General features: G+C 43.3%; 22 protein-coding genes. 13 read left to right on the top strand and 9 right to left on the bottom strand.

All coding sequences use genetic code 11. From position 1 onward, the window contains the following. Nucleotides 1–33: 33 nt before the first annotated feature. A complete protein-coding gene (locus J8M00_RS14995; protein ID WP_023399642.1) occupies nucleotides 34–729 on the bottom strand; it encodes a VC0807 family protein in 696 nt (231 codons plus the stop codon). 206 nt (nucleotides 730–935) lie between these two features. Here J8M00_RS14995 and J8M00_RS14990 point away from each other — a divergent pair, with 206 nt between their 5' ends. The 3 genes from J8M00_RS14990 to sdhD all read left to right on the top strand — a co-directional run bounded on the left by J8M00_RS14990 (nucleotide 936) and on the right by sdhD (nucleotide 2,145). Then, the gene (locus J8M00_RS14990; RefSeq protein WP_211011343.1) at nucleotides 936–1,184 is read left to right on the top strand and encodes a hypothetical protein; all 249 of its coding nucleotides are present in this window, start codon (nucleotides 936–938) and stop codon (nucleotides 1,182–1,184) included. Between the two features lie 248 nt (nucleotides 1,185–1,432). After that, nucleotides 1,433–1,813 carry a succinate dehydrogenase, cytochrome b556 subunit gene (gene sdhC / locus J8M00_RS14985; protein WP_211011342.1) on the top strand — a complete coding sequence of 127 codons (381 nt, stop codon included), beginning with the start codon at nucleotides 1,433–1,435 and terminating at the stop codon, nucleotides 1,811–1,813. Further along, complete coding sequence (gene sdhD / locus J8M00_RS14980; RefSeq protein ID WP_211011341.1) at nucleotides 1,804–2,145, top strand: succinate dehydrogenase, hydrophobic membrane anchor protein; 342 nt, start codon at nucleotides 1,804–1,806, stop codon at nucleotides 2,143–2,145. The genes sdhC and sdhD overlap by 10 nt, the downstream gene beginning before the upstream one ends. A gap of 513 nt (nucleotides 2,146–2,658) precedes the next feature. Here sdhD and J8M00_RS14975 read toward each other — a convergent pair. Together J8M00_RS14975 and chrA are read right to left on the bottom strand one after the other, a co-directional pair. Beyond that, the gene (locus J8M00_RS14975; protein ID WP_211011340.1) at nucleotides 2,659–2,814 is read right to left on the bottom strand and encodes a hypothetical protein; all 156 of its coding nucleotides are present in this window, start codon (nucleotides 2,812–2,814) and stop codon (nucleotides 2,659–2,661) included. Between the two features lie 145 nt (nucleotides 2,815–2,959). Then, nucleotides 2,960–4,105 carry a chromate efflux transporter gene (gene chrA / locus J8M00_RS14970; protein WP_211011339.1) on the bottom strand — a complete coding sequence of 382 codons (1,146 nt, stop codon included), beginning with the start codon at nucleotides 4,103–4,105 and terminating at the stop codon, nucleotides 2,960–2,962. A 114-nt stretch (nucleotides 4,106–4,219) separates the two neighbouring features. Between chrA and J8M00_RS14965 the strand changes: the two genes are divergently transcribed. After that, the gene (locus tag J8M00_RS14965; protein ID WP_211011338.1) at nucleotides 4,220–5,140 is read left to right on the top strand and encodes a LysR family transcriptional regulator; all 921 of its coding nucleotides are present in this window, start codon (nucleotides 4,220–4,222) and stop codon (nucleotides 5,138–5,140) included. Between the two features lie 40 nt (nucleotides 5,141–5,180). Here the strand turns inward: J8M00_RS14965 and J8M00_RS14960 are convergent, their stop codons facing one another. Together J8M00_RS14960 and J8M00_RS14955 are read right to left on the bottom strand one after the other, a co-directional pair. Further along, nucleotides 5,181–5,948 (bottom strand): spondin domain-containing protein, encoded by a 768-nt coding sequence (locus J8M00_RS14960; protein WP_211011337.1) that lies wholly within the window; start codon nucleotides 5,946–5,948, stop codon nucleotides 5,181–5,183. Between the two features lie 96 nt (nucleotides 5,949–6,044). After that, a complete protein-coding gene (locus J8M00_RS14955) occupies nucleotides 6,045–6,977 on the bottom strand; it encodes a LysR family transcriptional regulator (protein WP_211011336.1) in 933 nt (310 codons plus the stop codon). A gap of 113 nt (nucleotides 6,978–7,090) precedes the next feature. Between J8M00_RS14955 and J8M00_RS14950 the strand changes: the two genes are divergently transcribed. From J8M00_RS14950 to nth, 3 genes are all read left to right on the top strand, one after another. Beyond that, nucleotides 7,091–7,309, top strand: coding sequence for a hypothetical protein (locus tag J8M00_RS14950; RefSeq protein ID WP_211011335.1), 219 nt, complete (start codon nucleotides 7,091–7,093; stop codon nucleotides 7,307–7,309). Between the two features lie 3 nt (nucleotides 7,310–7,312). Continuing rightward, complete coding sequence (locus tag J8M00_RS14945; protein WP_211011334.1) at nucleotides 7,313–8,242, top strand: sodium-dependent bicarbonate transport family permease; 930 nt, start codon at nucleotides 7,313–7,315, stop codon at nucleotides 8,240–8,242. 115 nt (nucleotides 8,243–8,357) lie between these two features. After that, complete coding sequence (gene nth / locus J8M00_RS14940) at nucleotides 8,358–9,026, top strand: endonuclease III (RefSeq protein WP_211011333.1); 669 nt, start codon at nucleotides 8,358–8,360, stop codon at nucleotides 9,024–9,026. Between the two features lie 190 nt (nucleotides 9,027–9,216). On the opposite strand, the gene J8M00_RS14935 is transcribed toward nth, so the two are convergent. Beyond that, complete coding sequence (locus J8M00_RS14935) at nucleotides 9,217–9,909, bottom strand: tellurite resistance TerB family protein (RefSeq protein ID WP_211011331.1); 693 nt, start codon at nucleotides 9,907–9,909, stop codon at nucleotides 9,217–9,219. 236 nt (nucleotides 9,910–10,145) lie between these two features. Further along, nucleotides 10,146–10,376, bottom strand: a complete 231-nt coding sequence (locus J8M00_RS14930) for a helix-turn-helix domain-containing protein (RefSeq protein WP_211011329.1) — start codon at nucleotides 10,374–10,376, stop codon at nucleotides 10,146–10,148. A 257-nt stretch (nucleotides 10,377–10,633) separates the two neighbouring features. On the opposite strand from J8M00_RS14930, the gene J8M00_RS14925 reads away from it, so the two are divergent. Further along, nucleotides 10,634–11,203 carry a hypothetical protein gene (locus J8M00_RS14925; protein WP_211011327.1) on the top strand — a complete coding sequence of 190 codons (570 nt, stop codon included), beginning with the start codon at nucleotides 10,634–10,636 and terminating at the stop codon, nucleotides 11,201–11,203. Between the two features lie 61 nt (nucleotides 11,204–11,264). Here J8M00_RS14925 and J8M00_RS14920 read toward each other — a convergent pair whose 3' ends face one another. Continuing rightward, nucleotides 11,265–11,660, bottom strand: a complete 396-nt coding sequence (locus J8M00_RS14920) for an ExbD/TolR family protein (protein WP_211011325.1) — start codon at nucleotides 11,658–11,660, stop codon at nucleotides 11,265–11,267. A 237-nt stretch (nucleotides 11,661–11,897) separates the two neighbouring features. Between J8M00_RS14920 and J8M00_RS14915 the strand changes: the two genes are divergently transcribed. Genes J8M00_RS14915 through J8M00_RS14900 form a run of 4 tightly spaced genes read left to right on the top strand, consistent with a single transcriptional unit; the run spans nucleotide 11,898 to nucleotide 18,359 of the window. Then, nucleotides 11,898–13,019: a porin gene (locus J8M00_RS14915; RefSeq protein ID WP_211011324.1), complete on the top strand. Its 1,122-nt coding sequence runs from the start codon at nucleotides 11,898–11,900 to the stop codon at nucleotides 13,017–13,019. A gap of 16 nt (nucleotides 13,020–13,035) precedes the next feature. Then, complete coding sequence (locus J8M00_RS14910; RefSeq protein ID WP_211011323.1) at nucleotides 13,036–15,273, top strand: PDC sensor domain-containing protein; 2,238 nt, start codon at nucleotides 13,036–13,038, stop codon at nucleotides 15,271–15,273. 41 nt (nucleotides 15,274–15,314) lie between these two features. Further along, nucleotides 15,315–17,255 (top strand): SLC13 family permease, encoded by a 1,941-nt coding sequence (locus J8M00_RS14905; RefSeq protein WP_211011322.1) that lies wholly within the window; start codon nucleotides 15,315–15,317, stop codon nucleotides 17,253–17,255. A 15-nt stretch (nucleotides 17,256–17,270) separates the two neighbouring features. After that, nucleotides 17,271–18,359 carry an ABC transporter substrate-binding protein gene (locus J8M00_RS14900; protein ID WP_211011321.1) on the top strand — a complete coding sequence of 363 codons (1,089 nt, stop codon included), beginning with the start codon at nucleotides 17,271–17,273 and terminating at the stop codon, nucleotides 18,357–18,359. On the opposite strand, the gene J8M00_RS14895 is transcribed toward J8M00_RS14900, so the two are convergent. Next, nucleotides 18,360–18,794, bottom strand: a complete 435-nt coding sequence (locus tag J8M00_RS14895; RefSeq protein WP_211011320.1) for a hypothetical protein — start codon at nucleotides 18,792–18,794, stop codon at nucleotides 18,360–18,362. A gap of 170 nt (nucleotides 18,795–18,964) precedes the next feature. Between J8M00_RS14895 and J8M00_RS14890 the strand changes: the two genes are divergently transcribed. Further along, a complete protein-coding gene (locus J8M00_RS14890; RefSeq protein WP_211011319.1) occupies nucleotides 18,965–20,332 on the top strand; it encodes a serine hydrolase domain-containing protein in 1,368 nt (455 codons plus the stop codon). Nucleotides 20,333–20,352: the final 20 nt, after the last annotated feature.

Below are 20,352 nucleotides of genomic sequence, written 5' to 3'. Positions count from 1 at the left end.
GCCCCATTTTTTTATGTCGTGAAATGCATTGCGTTATTGTTCAATAAACATCTCTTCCATTTTTAACCCTGTGAGCTTTTTCAGCGAGTTAATTAGGTAATACAACGCCACAAAAAAGATCACCATAGTGGGCAATACAATAACCGGATAGCTCAATGCTGTCATACGGCCTAATTCATTATTATATGCTTCGGTGCCTGCCGGGCTAACGACAATCATTTTTGCCAGCACATAATTTAGTACGGATGACAAGAAAAAAGACCCTGCAAGGATATTAGACGCAACAATTTGCACTTTGGGTAACTTGTCTAAATTGCCTTTTTCTTTTAGTGCAGAATCAATTTTTGGAATGTCCATGACGTTCTCATTAAACAGCATGGTTTTAAGCAACGGGTACTTGGTATACTGACTGACCACAATTGCAACCCCTATCACTCCGGGGATCAAGGCTTCTTTAATGGCAATATACTTGGCGTCTAACTCGAGTAAGCTAATCCCGCCTGTCAATAAAACTGAGACAATACCAAGGGCGGAAATAAAGTTAAATTTACCCGTTTTTTGGCGTTCCCAAAGGCCAAATCCAACAGGGAATGCCAGTGCGACTACGACTCCAAGAGAAGGCCCCAAGTGCTCTTCTCCAGAAAAGCGCGTCAAAATAATCACTGGAAGAATAATATTAAAAAGCATCTGGCTAAAGAAGCCAGAGGGTTTGTTGTCAGGTTCAGCCATTGATACCTCAAAAAAATAAATGCATTAATGACCAAGAGTGTACGGCAAGAGGGGGCTGTGCGGCAATCCCTATACGTCATTGTCGCAATATTGTAGAGCACGTAGCTGGCAATAGGATTGCGAGATATAATAGAGCCATTAATGTTTATTTTGAGCTCAGTTCATCTCAAAATAGAGTGAAATAAGTCTGTAGAGAGTTAAAAACCATGATCAACGATCAAGAAGAAATCAGCAGTTTAGCTGAATTAGAAGCATTTTTACTGCTAGTGGAAAATGGCGGATTAGGCCTTGAAAACGTGGCGGGAATTGCACTGGCAACCCACAATAGCAATGGTCGTCCATTCGTCGCAGTACTTGACGACAAACATCAGCTGCTACTAGGGCGCTGGGTTACCCAAGACGTATTTGAGAACGGTAAAGAGTTGGTACGTACTGGACCGAAAAAAACACATTGATGGCCTCTGTGAGGATAGACATCTATCCTCAGTAACTTACGAAGCCCTGTTTATGTGTGTTGTCTCACTCATGCTATATCTATCATACTAGTTATAATCAACTACTTTATATGAATCCAGCATACACACGTTAATTAGCCCTCAGCTCTTCTTAGCGCTCTCATCTTTGAAAGATAAAACCTCACCACATTTGTAACTGGTAATGATTTGCGTTAGCATTTATATACATTTGCACTTGGGTATTTAATATGAAAAGAGAACGGCCTACGAATCTGGCAATTCAGACAATGGCGTTACCTATCACGGCGTACGCGTCAATTTTACACCGTGTTAGCGGCGTAATTGTTTGGGCGGCATTGGTTGTTTTATTACCACTGCTTATCTTCGCAATTCAATCGACGCATAACTTTAGTACATTGACTTCTTTGTTTACCGAAAACTTTTTGATCCAGTTTATTGTTTGGGGTCTGTTGACTGCTTTGGGCTATTACTGCTTGGGTACTATTAAGCATATTGTACAAGAGTTTGGCTACTTCGAGGAACTTGCCAGCGGTTGCATGATTTCTCGGGTTGCTATTGGTCTGGGGATCGTATTGAGTATCGTAATTGGAGTTTGGATATGGTTATAACAGGAGTTGCACGCTCGGGAACAAAACAGTGGGTATTACAGCGTATTGGCAATGCATTGATCGTCGCATACAGCATTATGTTACTTGTATTGCTGTTCAGTGCGCCTGTTACTGATCATCAGAGTTTACGTGATTTTCTTGCGCCAACTTGGTTCAAAGTGGTGTCTACACTGTGTGTGAGTATTTTTGCTTTGAATGGCATGCTTGCCGGGTGGCAAATTGCAGGTGATTACGTTAAAGGCGCTGCTGCAAACAAGGTATTTAACGCACTGTGTGTTGTATTAAGTTTAACAACCATTGCGGCGGTGATTAAACTGCTTTGGTTATCCTGATTGAGTTAACCAGCTTTGTTAGTGCTCTTCTTCTAAGGAGAAGAGCAAGTCTAGCCCAGGCAATAACACACTTACAGCCAGTAGAGCAGCGCATAGCGCCCAAGCATAGTTCAATTCAGTATGCGTCTTTATCAGCCAAGAAACGCTGCTACTTAGCCAAAAAACATTGATCAGCATAATACTAAAATTGGGTCTTAGTAGCTTTGTACAATATTTACAAGTCAGCGGCTCACGATTCAGCAAAGCAATACGTTCAGTTAGTTTAAGTGGTTTATTGCAGCATGGGCAGGTTCGAGTAGCAAAATCTTTAAACATACGCGTAGACTTGAATGATAATTGTTATCATTCAAGTCTACGCGTATTGTGGAGTAATTAAAAGCCCAATGTGAAACTAATTGTGAAGTAAAAAGGTCGCTTTTGTATGTGTCAGTAGGAGGGGAGATTGTGGTTGGTTTTGACTGCGTTAAAACGGGTAAGTAGCGAAGGTGTATTTCCTTCGCTATGCTGATGGCGTTATGCCGCAGTACCTGGGCAGGCAAAAGCGAGTTTGGTTGGCAAAGGCATATCACCTTGTCTACCACCTGCAATGATTGCTGTAGTATGTGGTGAAATCGCCTTGCTATGTTGAGACAAATTCTTAAGTTGCTTTTTATTAATTTTTGTTTTCATAAAATATTCCTTATTTATGTTGTTATTTGAATCAAATATACAATTCCATGTTTGTAATTGAATTGCAAGCCTTTTTAGGCCTTTAAGTACAATAAAAAGTAGCTGAAAATACGAATGAAGACATCCATGTCTACTGCTTGATTAGTTAGACAAGCCCAGTCACGATACCGGCCAATATAAAAGTTAATACCAACCAAATGATGGGGAGCTTGAGTTGTTTCAGTAAGAAGAAGCCCACTAGGACTAGCGCAATATCATAAGCGGTGAAGACCGCGCTGATAAACACAGGCTGGTATAAAGCGGCTATTAACAGTCCCACCACGGCAGCATTAACGCCGATGAGAGCGCCTGCTACACGCGGCTTTTGAGCGAGTGTTTGCCAGTTTTTTAGCACCGCTAACAGCAGTAAAAAGCCAGGTAAAAACACGGCGAATGTTGCAATAAGAGAACCTGCAATCGGGTTGCTTGGTAGTAGTTCATAGCCAATATATGTTGCAAAGGTAAACATTGGGCCGGGTACAGCTTGTGCGGCGGCATAGCCAGTTAAAAAGCTATCTTGACTGAGTTGATCACCTACGATGTTTTGCAATAGAGGCAGAACAACATGACCACCACCAAACACTAAGCTGCCTGCTTGATAAAAATCATTAAACAGGGCGATCGAGGGCATGAGCTGGGCGGCAAAAGGTAGACCAATCAACAGCGCTACGAATAAGAAAAGCGGGGGGTAACTCGGTTTAAAAGCTTGGCTTGTTGGTTTGGGCTGCGTCTGTTTCAAGTAACGTGAACCGATCATAGCTGCAAGTAGTAAGATCCCTATTTGCATTATGATGCTTGGTGCGATGAGTAACATCGTTGCTGTTAAAATACACAAACCAACGGTAAGGGTGCTTTTGCAAAAGTTTTTGTACATACCCCATGCTGCGTCGGCCACTACGACTACAGCAAGCAACTTCAAGCCATGTACAATGCTCTGAAAGAGGTCGTTTTGGGTGATTTGGCTGGCAACCACAGCTAAACCAATCATGATCAATATCGACGGCAGTGTGAACCCTAAAAAGGCAGCCAAAGCGCCGGGCAAGCCTCCTCGTTTATAACCAAGAGCAAAGCCAACTTGGCTTGACCCCGGACCTGGTAAAAATTGGCTGAGAGCAACTATTTGGCCATACTCTTGATCATCGAGCCATTTGAGTTTTTCAACAAAGGTTTGTCTAAAGTAACCAATATGCGCAGCGGGTCCGCCAAAGCTAACCCAGCCAAGCAAGAAAAAAAGTTTAAATATGGTAAACATGTCGAGTGCTTTTTTTGGATGCGAGTTTGATTCATGCCATTAGGTTAAAAAATGCATTATAATTAATCAAATTAATAGTATTGATTATTTCTATGAATTATATGGGATGAATGAGTGAGTTTTAGTGACGTACAGTGGCGTAACGTAGATCTCAATTTATTGGTGGCCTTTGCGTATTTATATCGTTACCAAAGTGTGAGTGTTGCGGCCCAAAAAAGTTGTGTGAGTCAGTCAGCAATGAGTCATAGCCTGTCACGATTACGCTCGCTGTTTAATGATGTGCTATTTGAACGGCAAGGACATAAAATGGTGGCCACTGAGCATGCCCACCTTTTAGCGCCTACAATTACCAAACTACTGGATTGTGTAAGTAGTGACCTTTTGACGAGCGTGCCATTTAATCCGGCAGAGTATACGGGGTTGTGCCGTATCGGGCTAACCGATTATGCGGAGTTTATCTTTGCTCCGGCGATTTTTGATGCCATCCGTAAGCAGGCGCCAATGGCACAAATTAGCTTTATCAATGTGAATCGAAGTAATTACGTTGCTTTGGCAGAACAAGAGAAATTGGATATTGTTATCGGCAGTATCGCTCAACCGGATCCAGCCTTTTGCGCTCATCACCTCTACACCGAACGTCACGTATGTATCGCAGATCCAAGGTATGTTGCATGTGAAGAAAAACTGTCAGCAGCGGAGTTTGCACAGGTTGAACACGCCTTGGTCAGTCCCGATGGACATTTGACAACGGGTGTTGACGACACGTTAAAAGCGGCAGGACTCACGCGTAGAGTTGGTGTAGCTACACGCAACTTTATGACTATCCAGAGTTTATTACAAGGCCGAAAATTACTTGCCATAGTGCCTAAAAAAATGGCTGATATCGCTTTTAAAAACAGTCAATTACATCATTTTGAACCCCCCATTTTGGTGCCCGATTTCGCGATTGCGATGTTGTGGTTTAACCGCAAAGAGGGGGATGACAAAAATGTGTGGCTCAGAGCCTTATTGCATGACTTGCTAGCAAGCGTATAAATTATAGCCACTGTTTATTAACCGTGGCCATCACATGATCCTACCGCATTAAGGTTATCTTGATAAATCCAATATTTTCTCCACTTGTAAAGTGAACGCCATTTGTAAAGTCTGTATCAGCGCGTTCACTGCTGAGTAAAGTGATGGTAGCTTGAGGATCTGTGGGCGAATCAGCGGCGCTAAATGTCGTGCCACTGTCACTGCCTGCATCGTACACTTTAAGTTGGATAGTTTGTTCATCTACCCACTGGTTATCATTAAAAAGTAACAGGCTATCGATGCCAATAAACCAATCAGGGCTTGGGGCAACCATAGAAACCACACTCAGATAAGGGAAAGATTGGCTTGCTTCAAATGTCATTGAAACACTTTTGCTGTTACCGGAAATACCCGCTTCATCAATTAAGTAACTCGAGTTACCGAGGTTTTGTATATCGCTTATTTCATTTTTGAGCAGCGTCTTTGAGCCGGTTTCAGCCATGCTGGCAATCCCTGCGCTCGCAGAGGTTTCACGCTGAAAAATCCGCCCTTGTTCATTGTGTGTGAGACCGATAACAGGTGAGAAGTGAGTACCGTTAGGGTAGTTTGTCGGGAAGTTGCTTCGCTCCCAAGTACGAGTAAATTTCAGTTCATAAGTCACTGTATTGGCAGGTGCTGGAGTTGTGGTTGTTGTGGAGCCAGTGGATGTATTCGTGGTAGGCGCTGTGGTTGCGGCTGCTGAGTTTGTTGGAGACGAAGAAGAACTGCCGCCGCAAGCAGTTAAGCCCATAACTATGCACAGTGTTGCCAATTTGAGTGGATTTATCATAATAGAGCCCTCAAGCGAATTAAAGTTGCCAGTCACACAGACCTTAATAACACCAGTTATATTTCATGTTCGGTGTGCTTTTTTTGTACAGGCTCACTAAATCCTGATCGCATTTTGCATAATAGCTCTGCCTTCAGTTTCAACATAAGTGAGAAACACACTGGCAATAGGAGAGAGTGCTTTTCGCTTGGTCCAAGAAAAAGACCATTTGGAGCGAATGGGTAACGACTCGACATTGACCACATTGACATCATGTATCTCGCCAAATGCAAGGGTATGCGACGAGAGTATGGAAACCCCGAGACGTGACAGCACGGAGTGGATAATGGCCTCATTACTGGCTATGGTCATTTTGATATTGGGTGTAACCTCCTTGTTTTTGAAAAAAGCTTCGGTAGCAAAGCGGGTCCCAGAGCCTGACTCTCGGATCAAGAAATCTTCTTGGCAAAACGCCTCTAATGATACGCATTCTTGTTGGCTAAAAGGGTGAGAAGCAGGTGCAATGGCAACCAGATCATTGGACATAAATTCAATCACCTCCAAATCTAACCCTTCTGGTAAATGGCTAAACACATAAAAGTCATCCAATCCTTGCTCAAGACGCTCTATTACTTGTTGTCTGTTAGCAACAGTAAACTGAATATCTATATCTGGATAGCGCTCGCAAAATGGCCCAAGCAAATGGGGGATAAAGTATTTCGCAGTGCTTGCACTGGACAACCTGAGTGTGCCCGCTTTGAGCCCGCGTAAATTGGCAAGGTGCATGTCTAACTCTTCGCAACTTTGCAATATTTTCTTTGCCGTAGAGACCGTTGCCAAACCAGCATCGGTAAATTTCAGCTGTTTTCCTACTTGTTGATACAGAGGGAGCCCGATGGCTTCGGCTAGTTTTTTAAGCTGCATTGAAACTGTTGGTTGGGTTAAATACAGCTTTTCGGATGCCGCTTTAACAGTGCCTCCTTCATGCAAAGCTAGCAGAATTTCGAGCTGTCTAAAGGTGCCAATGTGGGCATGTAATCTGGAAGCCATATATCCTACTTAATTATCAAGTTAGACTTTTGTCTATGATTGTCATAGTAACTATCTATTTTTATCTATGTTTTGACTTTTGTAAAATCTTCAAAAATACAGAGGAGAGAGTTATGGCATTTAAAAGTTTGGTGTTATCCCTTATAACAAGCTTAAGTCTGTTGGCGTTTTCTTATTTGAGCAACCTACTCGGACATGGTGGTACAGGTTTTATTTTATTGGCCGTCATTCTCTTTACGCTGTCAGTTTTTAGCGTGTTAAAATCTTCACCTAACAAAGCTCAAAAATCGCAAAGTACTGCTCAATCATCTTGTTTAGCAGAGGCTAAGTAACCCATGATAGACGCGGTTGTTGCTTTTTTTATACTGGGTATTCTAGCCCAGCTATTGGGTGCAAAACTCTCATTTCCAGATGGTCTGTATAAGACATTAAGCCTTTTTTTGATGGTGGCTATTGGCCTAAAAGGCGGAATAGCATTGCAGCAACATATTGACCCTGCACTGCTGACGATGTCTCTTGCAGTGGTGGCATTTGGATTATTATTGCCATTGGTGGCGTACCCGCTATTACGTTATTTTGGTCAACTAGATAAGATCAACGCTGGTGCGATTGCAGCGCACTATGGTTCGGTCAGCGTAGCAACTTATGCTGTCGCGGTGGCGCTTTTGGAAGCTGCTAACATTGCCTATGAAGCCTATTTCCCACTGTTTGTGGTGTTGCTCGAAATGCCTGCAATTGTGGTTGGTTTAGTACTTGCTAAAGGTAATATAAAAGTTATCAACCGCACGTTTGTGAAAAAAGAGCTGATCGCCAACCAGAGCATTCTAATAATGGTAGGGAGCTTAATTATCGGTTTCGTCGGTGGTGAGAGCGTACAAAAACTCACACCTTTTTTTGTCGAGCTATTTTCTGGCGTCCTGGCACTATTCTTATTGAAGATGGGCCTAGTTGCAGGTGAGCAACTGGGCACATTAAAAAAGAACAGTATATTTTTAATTAGCTTCGCGATTTTAATGCCAATGTTAGGTGGCTTAGCTGGGACAGGCCTTGGCGTGATTTTAGGGCTCAGTGCCGGTGGACTTGCACTAATGGCTGTGCTTGGCGCGAGTGCCTCTTATATCGCGGTGCCAGCTGCAATGAAAGAGAGCTTACCAGAGGCCAATGCCGGAATGTCTATTACAGCGTCACTGGGGATCACTTTTCCGTTCAATGTGCTACTTGGTGTGCCTTTTTTCATTGCTTTAGGGCAATACCTCGGTGCTTAGCCAAATGAGTAGTGAAGACGCAAAATCGAGAAAATGATGTTTTATGCTGACGCAGCTTTGGCGTCAGTGTAAATTAAGCGCATTGCAATGTGAAAAGTAACCTAGGCCAGTAAGCGTGTCTGAAAAAAATCTATTAAAAGCTGAGCGTGTAGCATATATCTTGGCAGAGCTCCAAGCTCGCTACCCCGAGCCTCCAATTCCCCTTGATCACAAAGATCCGTATACGTTATTGGTTGCGGTTTTATTATCGGCGCAATGTACCGATGAACGTGTCAATCAAGTAACACCCGCACTGTGGCAGTTGGCTGATAATCCGTTTGATATGGCAAAGCAGTCGGTTGAGGATATAAAAGCCATTATCCGCCCATGTGGTTTATCACCACAAAAATCCAAAGCAATTAAAAAATTGTCAGAAATTTTAGTTGCTGATTATGACGGGGTTGTGCCTGAAGATATGGATGCACTGGAAACTCTACCCGGCGTTGGGCACAAAACCGCGGGTGTTGTGATGTCGCAGGCATTTGGTGTGCCCGCTTTTCCTGTTGATACCCACATTCACCGTTTAGCACAGCGCTGGGGTTTAACCAGTGGTAAAAACGTGGCACAGACTGAAAAAGACCTTAAGCGATTATTCGCAAAAGAGCATTGGAATGATCTGCATCTACAATTTATTTATTATGGTCGCGAGTTTTGTACTGCTAGGGGGTGTGATGGCACTGTATGCCCTATGTGCACGACCTGTTACCCAAACCGTAAAAAGCCCAAAGTGGTTAAAAAGCCTTAAGTGCGGTGTTGCAGGTTGTGAAAGGCTATTCCTTCCGCGTTTATAGTGGCATTACCCGAGTTTATCAGCTCAGTTTTAACTAATTTAGTGAGGGTAAGCCATCCACACTGAGGCGTGCTCTTTTGTGTACTTTGTTGAGCAAATATAAGTTTGAAAGAGTCACGCCTGCTTAGCTAATTATTGCTTCCCACTACAGCGTATCGAGTTGCTGATGAATGCTATTGACCAGCTCGCGAGGCAGGCAAAGTTGATTGGCTAGCGCTTGCAAATATTGTAAAGAGACCGTCTGTGTAAGGTCAATGGCGCTTGCGCTGGCTGCGTAGACTTCGATACCCGTTTGTGCATTTGGCACCGCTGACACCAGTTCGCTAAGGCCCATCGGCGCTCTTAACTCGTCAAACAACATGGCTTTTTCTTGTACGCTTAAGGTCATGGTTTCTACTTGGGCAAATATCTTTTGCCGTTCAGTTTCATCGATATGGCCGTCGGCATATGCGGCTGCAATCATTGCCCGCATGAGCAACAGTTGCCCTGAACCCGTATCATCTTCGACAACTTGTTCGAAGCTTTGTTCGGGCATACTTGCGGGCTGAAAGTCAAACGTACGATGAGAGTGTGAACGTTTTGCCATTGCCTGTTCATATGCTTGGCTGTCGCGGTGCTGTGATGCCGATTGACTTTGTTCGCTGTACTGTTTGTATGCTTTCCATGCGAGCCCACCGACCGCTGCTAAGGCACCATATTTCACCGCTTTTTTACCGGTTTTTTTACTTTTTTTACCACTTAATAAGCTGCTGACTCCGCCTCCGGCGACACCACCTAAAAAGCCGTTCAGTGCACCGGATTTATTCAAGCCACTGACTAACTTTTGTAATTCTTTCATCGCGTTCTCCATTTGCTTTTACTGTTTTAGAGTAGGGGAAAGCACTGTCATTGAAAATAGCAAATTTGTTACAAATCGATTCAGCAATACGACGCTTGTGTTCAAGGGGTCTTTAAATTCATTATGCGTTTTTAGTCGCTGTTTTCCAACGAATACAGACCTAAAGCAGGAGCGCATTCACGTTTTGACTCTGACTGGCACTAGAACTGCTTTATTTTGCAGTTAATCGTTGTAGTTTAAATGGGTTGATCGCTCAATAAATCTTTTACTGGGATTTGATAGAAGCGAGCCAGTTCTCGTGCCGTGCGATGGTATACTTTGCAGCCGCATTCAGCGCGCTTGAGGGTTGCAATGGAAACACAGAGTGCTCTCTCTTGGCATGCACATGCGAGTTTTTCCTGACTTAGCCCCATGTCACGGCGTAGTTGTTTTAGCATTTTACAATCCAGTTTTACCCTGCCATCCATAATCTGACTCCTTGAAAAAGGGATGTTAAGACTAGCAACGCACGGTGATTTACGCCAACAACAGAGGTTAAGTTGGGTGTGCGAATTAGTGTACAAAGATGTCAAAAATGCTGCACAAATTTACGGCGCTAAATCTGATACCAAAGTGATACTAAAGTGATACCAACAGGCCGTCCAATTGCGCCTAGACTTGTCGCATCTTAATCAACTCCGAGGTATGGAGTACCCCTTTCTTAATGACATAAAAGGATAAGACAATGTCTGAAGCAAATCGTATTTTAGGTGGTTTTGGTCCAATCGTATTGGCGCAGGATTTTGACAAAGAATACATCAATGCATTTGAACACATTAATAAGCGTGAAGGTGTGGATATTAAGCCTTTAGCTGGGCAATCTCAGGTTGTAAATGGCACTAACTATGCGTTTTATTGCTTTGTGTCACCAGTTGTGGCACCAAACGTACCTAAAGTGAACCGCCTTGAGCTGATTGTAGTTAATCAACAAGGTGAACATTTTACTCAACTATCAGATCGCGTATTCAGTGAGCCTGTATTAGTGCCGCCTATTGGTTCGTTTGATTCAGTTGCCTTACGTGATGACTTCAGTGAAGCGGAGCTGCGTGCCGCGCAACAGATCGAATCACTGGAAGGTGTTAATTATATGATTCTGGCTGCACAGCAACAGGTTGTTGCAGGTCTTAACTTTGCGTTTTATTCAGTTGTTATCCCGGTAACACCAAATGCACAGGCTTTCTTCGCGCGGATTGATGCACACCGTGATTTTGATGGTAAGTTAGTTAACACCCAGCTTCATCATATTAACCCATAGCCTTGGCCGCCATGGTGTAATGTGATGCGACACCATGGCTTCTTCCCTTCGCCTTTCTTTATTAGCTACCCAAAGCAACGGGTGCATCGGTTTGTGACTTGATCGCATTTAACACCGTAACGAGCGTGTTGTGCTCGCTCATGGCGTGTGCTTTTAAACTAATTGAAGTTATCTCCCCTTGGGCTGCCAATCGTGCAATGTTTACCGCGATGGCGTCAGGGTCTACCTGTTTTTGATTCAAGAAAATACGGTTTCGCTGATCAATGCTAAATTGGGGGGTTAAAGTTTGCGAGAGCGCAACATTTGCCTTATTTGGCCTATCAAGATCAAGGACATGTGCTTTTTGAAAGCTGGCTGTCACAATAAAAAAGATCAGCAGAATGAAAACGATATCGAGCATAGGGTTCATATCAACATCAGTGTTCGAGGGCGCAGCGGTGTGGTTTTTATGCTTCATCTAGTTCACCTTTTTTCTGAGGAATGTGTGTTTATATGTATAACGTTGGGCGCAGAAAAAAGGGGTGATGAATGGGCCCATTTTTTGTAAAAAGTGTGTATTTGGGTGTTTTGCTTGGCTTTTGTCATTAATGAGTGAATCGTAATATTCGCGCTATTTAACCTTCAGAGCCCCAATTATTGTGCGCTCAACATAAAGATACTGGATGTGTTTATAGCAACCAATCTGAGTATCAAAATGAAACTAAGCTCTCTATTTCCACTCTGCGCATCTGGATGTTTGTTGGTGCCATCACTGACTCATGCGACGACTTCGTCACTTCAGGCTAAAAATGACCATGCTCCTCAAGTATATGGCCGTGCTCGTTTGTCCTTTAATACAGTCGATTTAGGAGAACAAAGTACGACTGAGGATACCCGCCGACAGTTTATTGCGACGCACGGTTCTAGGTTAGGCGTGAAAGGTAAGCAAAGGGTCGATGAGCAATGGCAAGGGCTATATAAAATTGAGTTTGGTGTTAAGGCGTCAGGCGATGAAGACAGTGAATTTTGGTCGCTGCGCAATACCTATGTAGGGTTAAAGCACCGTGATATTGGGCGGTTCCGAATTGGTAAAATTGATACTGCTTATAAATCAATGACAGGCAAGCTCGATATATTTTCAGGCACTGTGGCAGATTACAATCAAGTCATTGGTGCAGCCAGCGGTGAAAAAGCGTCAAAGCTCTTTAATGTACGGGCCAAGCAAATTGTTGTCTATGACAGAGCCCTGATCAAAGATTTATCCATATCAGCTAGTTACTCACAAAATCAGCTGGCAACTGAGGACGTTGAAGTCGGTGAGCGAGACAATGTATCGTTTGCACTGCGTCATAATAAAGGTGCTTTTACGTTTGTCACAGGGTATGAGCGGCAGCGCTTCGCGGATGCAGCGCTATCTGGCAAAAAAGTTGCGCTGCAATATCGACTGCAAAAGTGCAAATTTAGCTGGATGTATGAAACCATCTCGGATTCTCGCCTTGCCTCAAGTTATTCCCGAGATGCGTTTTTATTCAATGCTCAGTGGCAACACGATCATTTCACCTACCAAGCACAATTGTGGCGAGCGAAAGAAAGTGACGCTGGCAACGATGGGGCAAAAGGTGCGAGCATCGGGGTTATATATCGCTTCTCCAAGCAGTTAAGCACGTCGCTTATTTACTCTGCAATCAATAATGACACTCATGGCCGCTATGGTTTTAATGCTGGAGTTAGTCCCACAGTGACACCTGCCAAGTCTAATATCCTAAGCGACGGGACCGAACAGGGGGCAGATCTTGCCATTGTGTCACTGGGCCTAAATTATCACTTTGGCTATTGAGCAGGTGTAACAACGTATGCTTGATTATTTGATCCGATGCAATCGCTATGTTGGACTGTTGTTACTGATCTTGCTTATTTATTTGGTCCCTCAGTACTTCCAAAATAAAACGCACGTGTTTGAACAAAAAAACACTTTGGCGTATGAAGAGACCCTCTATGCTGCAAAGCATATTGAGCGACAGATTGCGTACCTTATCGAGGTCGGCGACACCATAAAATCTCAATTAAGTGATGAGGATTTTAGCCAGCATGATATGAGTTTTGCGTTAGATACAAAAGTTAAACGCATATTGACTCATACATTGCAGAGCAACAAACACCGTCAAGAAGGGCAGATTTTCGCAGTGGGTGTGTCGCTGGATAAACAGATATTCAATACGCCGGGTGCAATTGCTAGTGATCAGTATGAATTGAAATCTTGGTATGCATTTCAGTCTAATAATCAAATCCAAATTAAACCCAAAAACTATGATTACACGCAAATAGGCAGCAAAAAAACTCAGTGGTACACCAAAGCCGTAGAGCAGGGGCGCGCAATTTGGCAAGAGCCAAAATTCAGCAGCACCAGTGGTGCATACATTATCGGCTACTCTATCCCATTTTTTACCGATGCGAGTCGCTCTCAAGTTGCGGGTGTGATCTCTCTCAATTACTCCCTAACCGAGCTTAAATCCATTATGCGCGCGCGGCACTTTTGGAAAACTGGATATGGCTTTGTGGTGTCTGAGCAGGGCAATCTGATTTATCACCCAAATGAACAGCTGGCCAAACAAGAAGTGGTGCTAACCAATGGTGGAGTGAGTCAGTATGCCAGTAAAAAAGATGTGATTTTAGCGTGTTATCTGCGCGGTGGGGCGTGTTTTACAGAGCGATTAATGCAGCGAGATGCACAAGCAAAAACATTTCAATTGCAAAGCGGCAAAGCAAAAGTGTTCTCTAAACTTATTGCTCACACCAACTGGCAATTGCATGTGGTGTTTATGACCAATGAACTTGGGTATAACGCCAAAGAGTTACATCGCATGTACGTTAACTTGGTATTGGTTTCAACACTATTTGCGATCAACTGCATCATTGGTCTGTATTTTAAAACTAGACATCGAATCACAACACCGAGCTGGTTGCCATCTAGTTGGTTGTTTGTCGGGGCGATTTCCATGAGTTTTATGGTGGGCCTAGCACTGATCGCTAAAGAGGCAAGTGTCCATTTATACGAGCACCAGAGCGACTCTCTTAAGCTCACCGATGAACAAGATGTATCAAAAGCGCGGGCGAGATACCTGAGATACAGCGACCAAATAAAGCAGCACCCAGCCCAATTTGTGAAAACAGGTATATTGGTGCGCTCTATTGAATACCAAAACCTCAATGAGCTGGTGATCAGTGGGTACATTTGGCAAAAGTATGATCTTGATGGCCTTATTGAAGATAAGCAAAAGGGGGTGGTGTTTGCCGATGCCGTAGATGGCAAGTTATTTTATCGCTTCGGTGAGCATCATTATCGGGACATAACACATAACACCGAAACCCTTGGTTGGTATTTTAAAGTCGTCTTGCCATTGGCAATTGACCACAGTTATTACCCATTTGACAGCGGTACGGTTTCATTGCGCTTAAAGCACCTCAACATGGCGAATAACATTGTTTTGGAGCCTGATTTAAATGCTTACCCCTTGGTTTACCACTCTGCTAAACCAGGCCTCAACACCGTTGCTAAATTGACGGGGTGGGATATCGCAAATAGTTACTTCAGTTTGCGCAAAAGCAATTATGAAACGGACTTTGGTATAAGCAATTACATCGATAGATATAACCTCGCTGAGTTGTACTTTAATGTGTCTATCAAGCGCGCCTTTATCAATCCTTTGATCACCCACGTTGCGCCGATGATGATGGTGTTTGTCATTTTATTTTTGCTATTGATTTTATCTACTGCAAATCAGAGCCAAGCGGATGTGTTTGGATTCAATCCCATGGCGGTGATCACAGGCTCCTCAGCTTTGATGTTTTCAACCATGCTGTGGCATAGCACACTCAGAGGCGAATTAAACGATGCGGGGATCAACTATTACGAGAGTTACTATTTTCTCGCCTATTTAGCCTTAGCGCTAGTCACCATTAACAGTGTGTTGTTGTCACGTACAGAGCGCATGTATTTCATCCACCACAAAGATAACTTATTACCCAGACTGTTTTATTGGCCCTTTTTAAGCTGTGCCTTGTTTTTTATTACCTATTTGAAACTAGGTTGATTTCAATTCGATTTAAGTAGCGACAAGCTCGGAACCATATTATGAATGAACAATTATTAGCAAATAAACACAGTGCGCTTGACGGCGCCCACTCAGATGGGGAGGCAAGTCGTGATTTACCTGTATTACAGCGAGATATTGAGCGCCTTAGCCAAACAGAAGAGTTTGACGACTGGAGCCGACAACAGCTCGCGAGATTACTGCCTTATATACAAAAGTATCAAGTCGCCCCCGGTGAAAAGCTTTTTCAACATGGGGAGTTGGCTGAGCAATATTATGTACTGCTAACTGGCAGTGTGCAGCTGACGAGCTCCACTGGGGAGTGTCAAACCTTGAGTGAGGGGGTGATAGGCAAAGAGGCGCTACTTGGCGTGAATGGCTACCTCAGTGAGGTCGTTGTTTTAGAGTCTTCGATATTTTTGGCTATTCCCAGTGATAAAGCGCATGAAATTGCGCCTGAGCACACAGCCTCTAAGGACATGTTTCGCAAAGTGTTGCTAGAGCAAGTGCACACGCCTGCGGCGCTGGATGCACAGCAAGAGCTGATAGAAGTCCCCGAGGTTGATACTCAATACAAAGACTGGTTCAAGGCCTTGGGTTGGCTTTTGGTTGTACTGACCCCCGCTTGCATCTTGTATTTTGGAGAACAAGGAGGTGATGCACTGCTTAATTGGCGACAAAAGCAGTTTATTGCTGCATTCAGCGTGACTTTAATTATGTGGGTATTTCAACTCATCCCTATGTACGCTGCCGGTTTGTTTACTCTCATTATTTGCTTAAGCTTGGGCGTGGTGCCCAGCGAGGTTGCGTTGTCGGGCTATGCATCGGGGAGTTTTTTTATGGCGTTGAGCATATTTGGGTTGGGCTCTGTGCTGGTCGCATCAGGCGCTACCTACCGCGTAGTATTGTGGATTTTACAACGCTGCCCAAACTCGACCTTCAGTTACAATTTTAGTTTGTTGCTTTTAGGGGTTTTCTTGACGCCTATGATCCCAAGCTCCAATGGCAGAGTGGGGCTATTGTCACCCATGCTAGTAGATATGAGTAAAAGTCTAGGGTTCAAAAATGGCAGTGCGGCAGCAACGCGCTTAAGTCTCTCTATGTTTGCTGGCGTGAGTATTTTTTCAGCCATTTTTATGACCAGTAAATCACTAAATTTATTGGTGTTTAGTTTACTGCCTGTACAGCGTCGAGAAGAGTTTCAATGGATGAATTGGTTTACGGCCGCATCCGTAGCTGGTTTAGTAATGTTGACGCTATTTTTGGTGTGCTCGCATTTTATGTTTAGACATAGTGAAAAACCCAAAATATCGAAGCAAGACATAAAAGATCAACTGGCTATGTTAGGCCCAATAACAAGTTTAGAGTGGTTTGCCTTGTGCGGCGTATTGTTTTTTCTGTTGGCCGTAGTCACAGCTTCATTTCATAAAATCCAGCTATCATGGGTGAGTTTAACGGTATTATTTGTTTTTTTAGCTCTGGGTATGATCAGCAACAAGCAAATTAAAAATGACATTGATTGGCGCTTTTTGATTTTGCTTGGCTCTATGATTGGCATGGTGCATATTCTCAACTATACGCAAATTGATATGTTGCTCAGTGAGCGACTCAATCTTGTTGGCGTATTTATGGCTCAGGACTTTGAGTTTTTTGTACTGATATTAATCGGTATTGTTTTTGCACTGCGCTTATTCTTACCGATAAATGCTGCCGGTATGCTCACTGCGGCTATTTTTATACCTTTGGCAGAATCACATGGTATTGATCCTTGGGTGGTGGCATTTATCATTCTCATGCTCGCAGAGTGCTGGCTTTTTCCCTATCAAGCCTCCTATTTTGTGATGTTTCAGGGGGTCGTTCAAAAAAAAGCAAAACTCTACAACCATGCCTCTTTTCTTAAATTTAATGCGTTGTCGGTGCTGTTTCGCATCGCGGCCATCTATTGCACACTGCCGTTTTTTCGCTGGTTAAACATGTTATAAGATAAGGAGCTCATCATGGTTAATCACTTAAATCGATTGATCCCGTTATTATTTATATTTGGGTTTATTGCTTACACCCTTATTGCGGTACAAAACAAACCCAGAGTGCTGGTTCTGCACAGTTACCACATTGGTTATTCTTGGACTGATAGGGTTAATATCGGGATAGCCCAAGTCCTAAAAGATGAAGCATTTTCGGTACGATATCATTATATGGATACCAAGCGTCATTCTGGCAGCGGGTTTAAATCGCGCGCGGGCACACGTGCTCAAAAACTGATTGACAGCTGGGAGCCGCATGTGATCATCGCAGTTGATGACAACGCGCAAAAATATGTGACTAAACACTATTTAAATCATCCCAAGATAAACGTGGTATTTTCTGGCGTAAACGCCAAACCTGAGGCGTATGGTTTTGATCAAGCAGACAATGTAACGGGGATTTTAGAGCGACGGCCACTGCCGATTGTCAAAGAAAGTATCTTAAAAATATTTTTTCCCGATAGCATAAATATCGCCGATTCTGATCCGGTAGATGTGGTTTTCATCACCGATAACTCGACAACTAGTAAGTTAAATATCGAGTTGATCAAGCAATATACTTGGGCGCCAGAAATTAACCTAGATATCATCAAAGTTTGTAGTTATAAACAATGGCAAGAAGCGGTGCTGTTGGCCAATCAGCAATCTGATTTAATTTTATTAAATGGTTATAAAACACTGGTTCCAGACAAAGATGCCGAAGGGAAAGATCCATGTAATAGCAAAGGGAAAGATCGTGTAGCAGTTAAAGAAGTGATCAGGTGGACACAGGAAAGCACCGCTAATGTGCCTGTACTTGGGTTTTCTTCTTCCTATGTCAATGATGGAGGGCAAATTGCTTTTAGTGCATCACCAGTTGAGCAGGGCCATGTTGCCAGCGAAATGGCCATTCAAATTATTCATGGAAAGCGCCCCAGTGAGTTGCCGATAGAAAGTGCGAAGCAGTTTACCTTCTATATGCGTGAGTCACTGTTTGAACGTTACCCAGATATTGAAATTCCTTTTGTATATAAAGCCTTGGCAAGGGCGACGGGCAATTACTATGAGAGTGATAAAAAGTAACTAGGAGGGGGCGCGCGAGTCTTTTAGGCGCTCCAACACATTAATAGCACTGAGGTAATGCTCTTTGGAAGTGGGGGAATGTCCCCCCAGTGAAGCTGATATTTGAAACGTATATTTCATATCATTGAGCATGTCATGTTTTTTCAGTGGTGTCTCGTTCATAGATGAGGGGGCCATTAAGATCATCATTTGGGTGGTATTAATAAAGCCAGCATCGAATAAATCTCGTGACATAGCGCCTGCTTCTACATCTGAGATATTGTGCACATCATATTTGTTGGCAATGGATTGCCATTTAGTATCCGCAATTCTGCCATTTTCGCTTATATGTACCTGCTGTACATCGGTCGCATTGGTCAGATCGAACCTTGTTGGTTTCGCTGTTGCAGTGTTTGAATAGTTATGAGGGGAGTATGTTACGCTGTTTACATTCATCTTTTGCGTGTCCTTTGCGTATTGTGAGTGTAAACAAATAAGCAGGCTTAATGCCAGAATGTCCAGACAGTTTTATATACTTTGTAACAACAAAGAACACTTTTTCGACAACAAAAGGAGAGCCTAGATGGTTGAATAGTGGGCGTATACCAAACCACAAGGAAATTGAGATGAAACCTTCTTTAATTGTTACTGTAATAGCTACGACCTTATCATTGGGTGCCGCCGATGCGGCGGCAAGTGATTCAAAAACTTATAAAAAGGAATATCGTAAAGTACTGCGCAGTGAACTTAGCCACAGTGAACCCGGGGCTGCTGCTTTGATCAGTAAAGACGGTGACGTGATTTTCAAAAAAGCCATTGGCCGTGCCAACTTAGAGTTGAATGTACCCCTAAAAGCCAAAAGTGTTTTTAAAATTGGCTCAATCACCAAGCAGTTTACCGCCGCGGCGATTATGATTTTGCAAGAGCGTGGGAAGTTGTCTGTAACGGATGATATTCATAAATATGTGCCCAACTTCCCTACTGATGGTCATGTGGTCACTATCGAGCACTTATTAACGCATACGTCGGGTATTGCCAATTACACCGAAGACAGAGAGTTGATGCTAAAAGAAGCAACCGCTCCAGCAACCTTGGACGACATACTTACAAGGGTTGCTCAGCACCCGATGAAATTCCAGCCCGGTGATGGTATGGCCTACTCAAATACAGGGTATCTATTGCTTGGCAAGATCATAGAAGTGGCTAGCGGACAGTCTTATGCGGAGTTTATAGATGAGCATATCTTTCAAAAACTAGATATGAAAAATAGCCACTATGCCGGGCGCAAAGTCATCAAAAATCACGTGTCAGGCTATGATGCTACATCAAATGGTTATATCACTCCTGTCCATGTTGACACGAGTTGGCCTCATGCAGCTGGTGCGCTTTCTTCCAATGTTTTTGACTTAAATACTTGGTTTTATGCGCTTGCAAATGAACAATTAATCAGTGAGCAAAGCTACCAGCAAATGCTGGCACCAGTGACTTTAAATGATGGTCGCATTTCGAATTATGGATATGGCATTGCTGTGACCACATTGGGCGATTACCAAGTGATCACACACAATGGCGGGATCAATGGCTTTGTTTCTGATGCGCTATATGTGCCTGAAGAGGCACTTTATGTTGCTGTGTTGTCAAACAACACCAATATTTCGCCACTTGTCCTTAGCCAGCGCTTGGCAGCAAAAGCGTTAGATATAAAAATTCCGAGTTTTAAAGAAGTGTCTCTCTCTGATGAACAACTTCGCGCGTTTGCGGGTGAATACCGCCTACAAAATGGGGCTGTCTATACGGTCGCTTATTATCAAGGTGATTTGTATTTCTTACAAGAGGGTTGGGGGTATCAAGAGTTATATGCGATGTCGCCAAATAGCTTCTTTTTTGAGGACAGTAATATCTACCTCACTTTCACCCAAAATAGCGATGGTCAGGCGATATTAAATCAATACGTGAATTTTTCATCGACACCCATTCAAGCAATAAAACAATAACGTAAAAGGTTCGGGCCAAT

The sequence above is a fragment of the Pseudoalteromonas luteoviolacea genome (assembly GCF_018100925.1).
Classification (GTDB): domain Bacteria; phylum Pseudomonadota; class Gammaproteobacteria; order Enterobacterales; family Alteromonadaceae; genus Pseudoalteromonas; species Pseudoalteromonas obscura.
Note: the sequence above shows the minus strand (reverse complement) of the source record. Positions and strands in the feature narration are given on the sequence as shown.

Bases quoted from the DNA above. Each gene is read 5' to 3' on its own strand.
- J8M00_RS14975 (WP_211011340.1), bottom strand. From the start codon at position 2,814: ATGAAAACAAAAATTAATAAAAAGCAACTTAAGAATTTGTCTCAACAT.
- J8M00_RS14930 (WP_211011329.1), bottom strand. From the start codon at position 10,376: ATGGATGGCAGGGTAAAACTGGATTGTAAAATGCTAAAACAACTACGC.
- J8M00_RS14890 (WP_211011319.1), top strand. From the start codon at position 18,965: ATGAAACCTTCTTTAATTGTTACTGTAATAGCTACGACCTTATCATTG.
- J8M00_RS14915 (WP_211011324.1), top strand. From the start codon at position 11,898: ATGAAACTAAGCTCTCTATTTCCACTCTGCGCATCTGGATGTTTGTTG.
- J8M00_RS14905 (WP_211011322.1), top strand. From the start codon at position 15,315: ATGAATGAACAATTATTAGCAAATAAACACAGTGCGCTTGACGGCGCC.
- J8M00_RS14925 (WP_211011327.1), top strand. From the start codon at position 10,634: ATGTCTGAAGCAAATCGTATTTTAGGTGGTTTTGGTCCAATCGTATTG.
- J8M00_RS14935 (WP_211011331.1), bottom strand. From the start codon at position 9,909: ATGAAAGAATTACAAAAGTTAGTCAGTGGCTTGAATAAATCCGGTGCA.
- J8M00_RS14955 (WP_211011336.1), bottom strand. From the start codon at position 6,977: ATGGCTTCCAGATTACATGCCCACATTGGCACCTTTAGACAGCTCGAA.
- J8M00_RS14910 (WP_211011323.1), top strand. From the start codon at position 13,036: ATGCTTGATTATTTGATCCGATGCAATCGCTATGTTGGACTGTTGTTA.
- chrA (WP_211011339.1), bottom strand. From the start codon at position 4,105: ATGTTTACCATATTTAAACTTTTTTTCTTGCTTGGCTGGGTTAGCTTT.
- J8M00_RS14950 (WP_211011335.1), top strand. From the start codon at position 7,091: ATGGCATTTAAAAGTTTGGTGTTATCCCTTATAACAAGCTTAAGTCTG.
- J8M00_RS14920 (WP_211011325.1), bottom strand. From the start codon at position 11,660: ATGAAGCATAAAAACCACACCGCTGCGCCCTCGAACACTGATGTTGAT.
- sdhC (WP_211011342.1), top strand. From the start codon at position 1,433: ATGAAAAGAGAACGGCCTACGAATCTGGCAATTCAGACAATGGCGTTA.
- J8M00_RS14945 (WP_211011334.1), top strand. From the start codon at position 7,313: ATGATAGACGCGGTTGTTGCTTTTTTTATACTGGGTATTCTAGCCCAG.
- sdhD (WP_211011341.1), top strand. From the start codon at position 1,804: ATGGTTATAACAGGAGTTGCACGCTCGGGAACAAAACAGTGGGTATTA.
- J8M00_RS14995 (WP_023399642.1), bottom strand. From the start codon at position 729: ATGGCTGAACCTGACAACAAACCCTCTGGCTTCTTTAGCCAGATGCTT.
- J8M00_RS14895 (WP_211011320.1), bottom strand. From the start codon at position 18,794: ATGAATGTAAACAGCGTAACATACTCCCCTCATAACTATTCAAACACT.
- J8M00_RS14990 (WP_211011343.1), top strand. From the start codon at position 936: ATGATCAACGATCAAGAAGAAATCAGCAGTTTAGCTGAATTAGAAGCA.
- J8M00_RS14900 (WP_211011321.1), top strand. From the start codon at position 17,271: ATGGTTAATCACTTAAATCGATTGATCCCGTTATTATTTATATTTGGG.
- J8M00_RS14960 (WP_211011337.1), bottom strand. From the start codon at position 5,948: ATGATAAATCCACTCAAATTGGCAACACTGTGCATAGTTATGGGCTTA.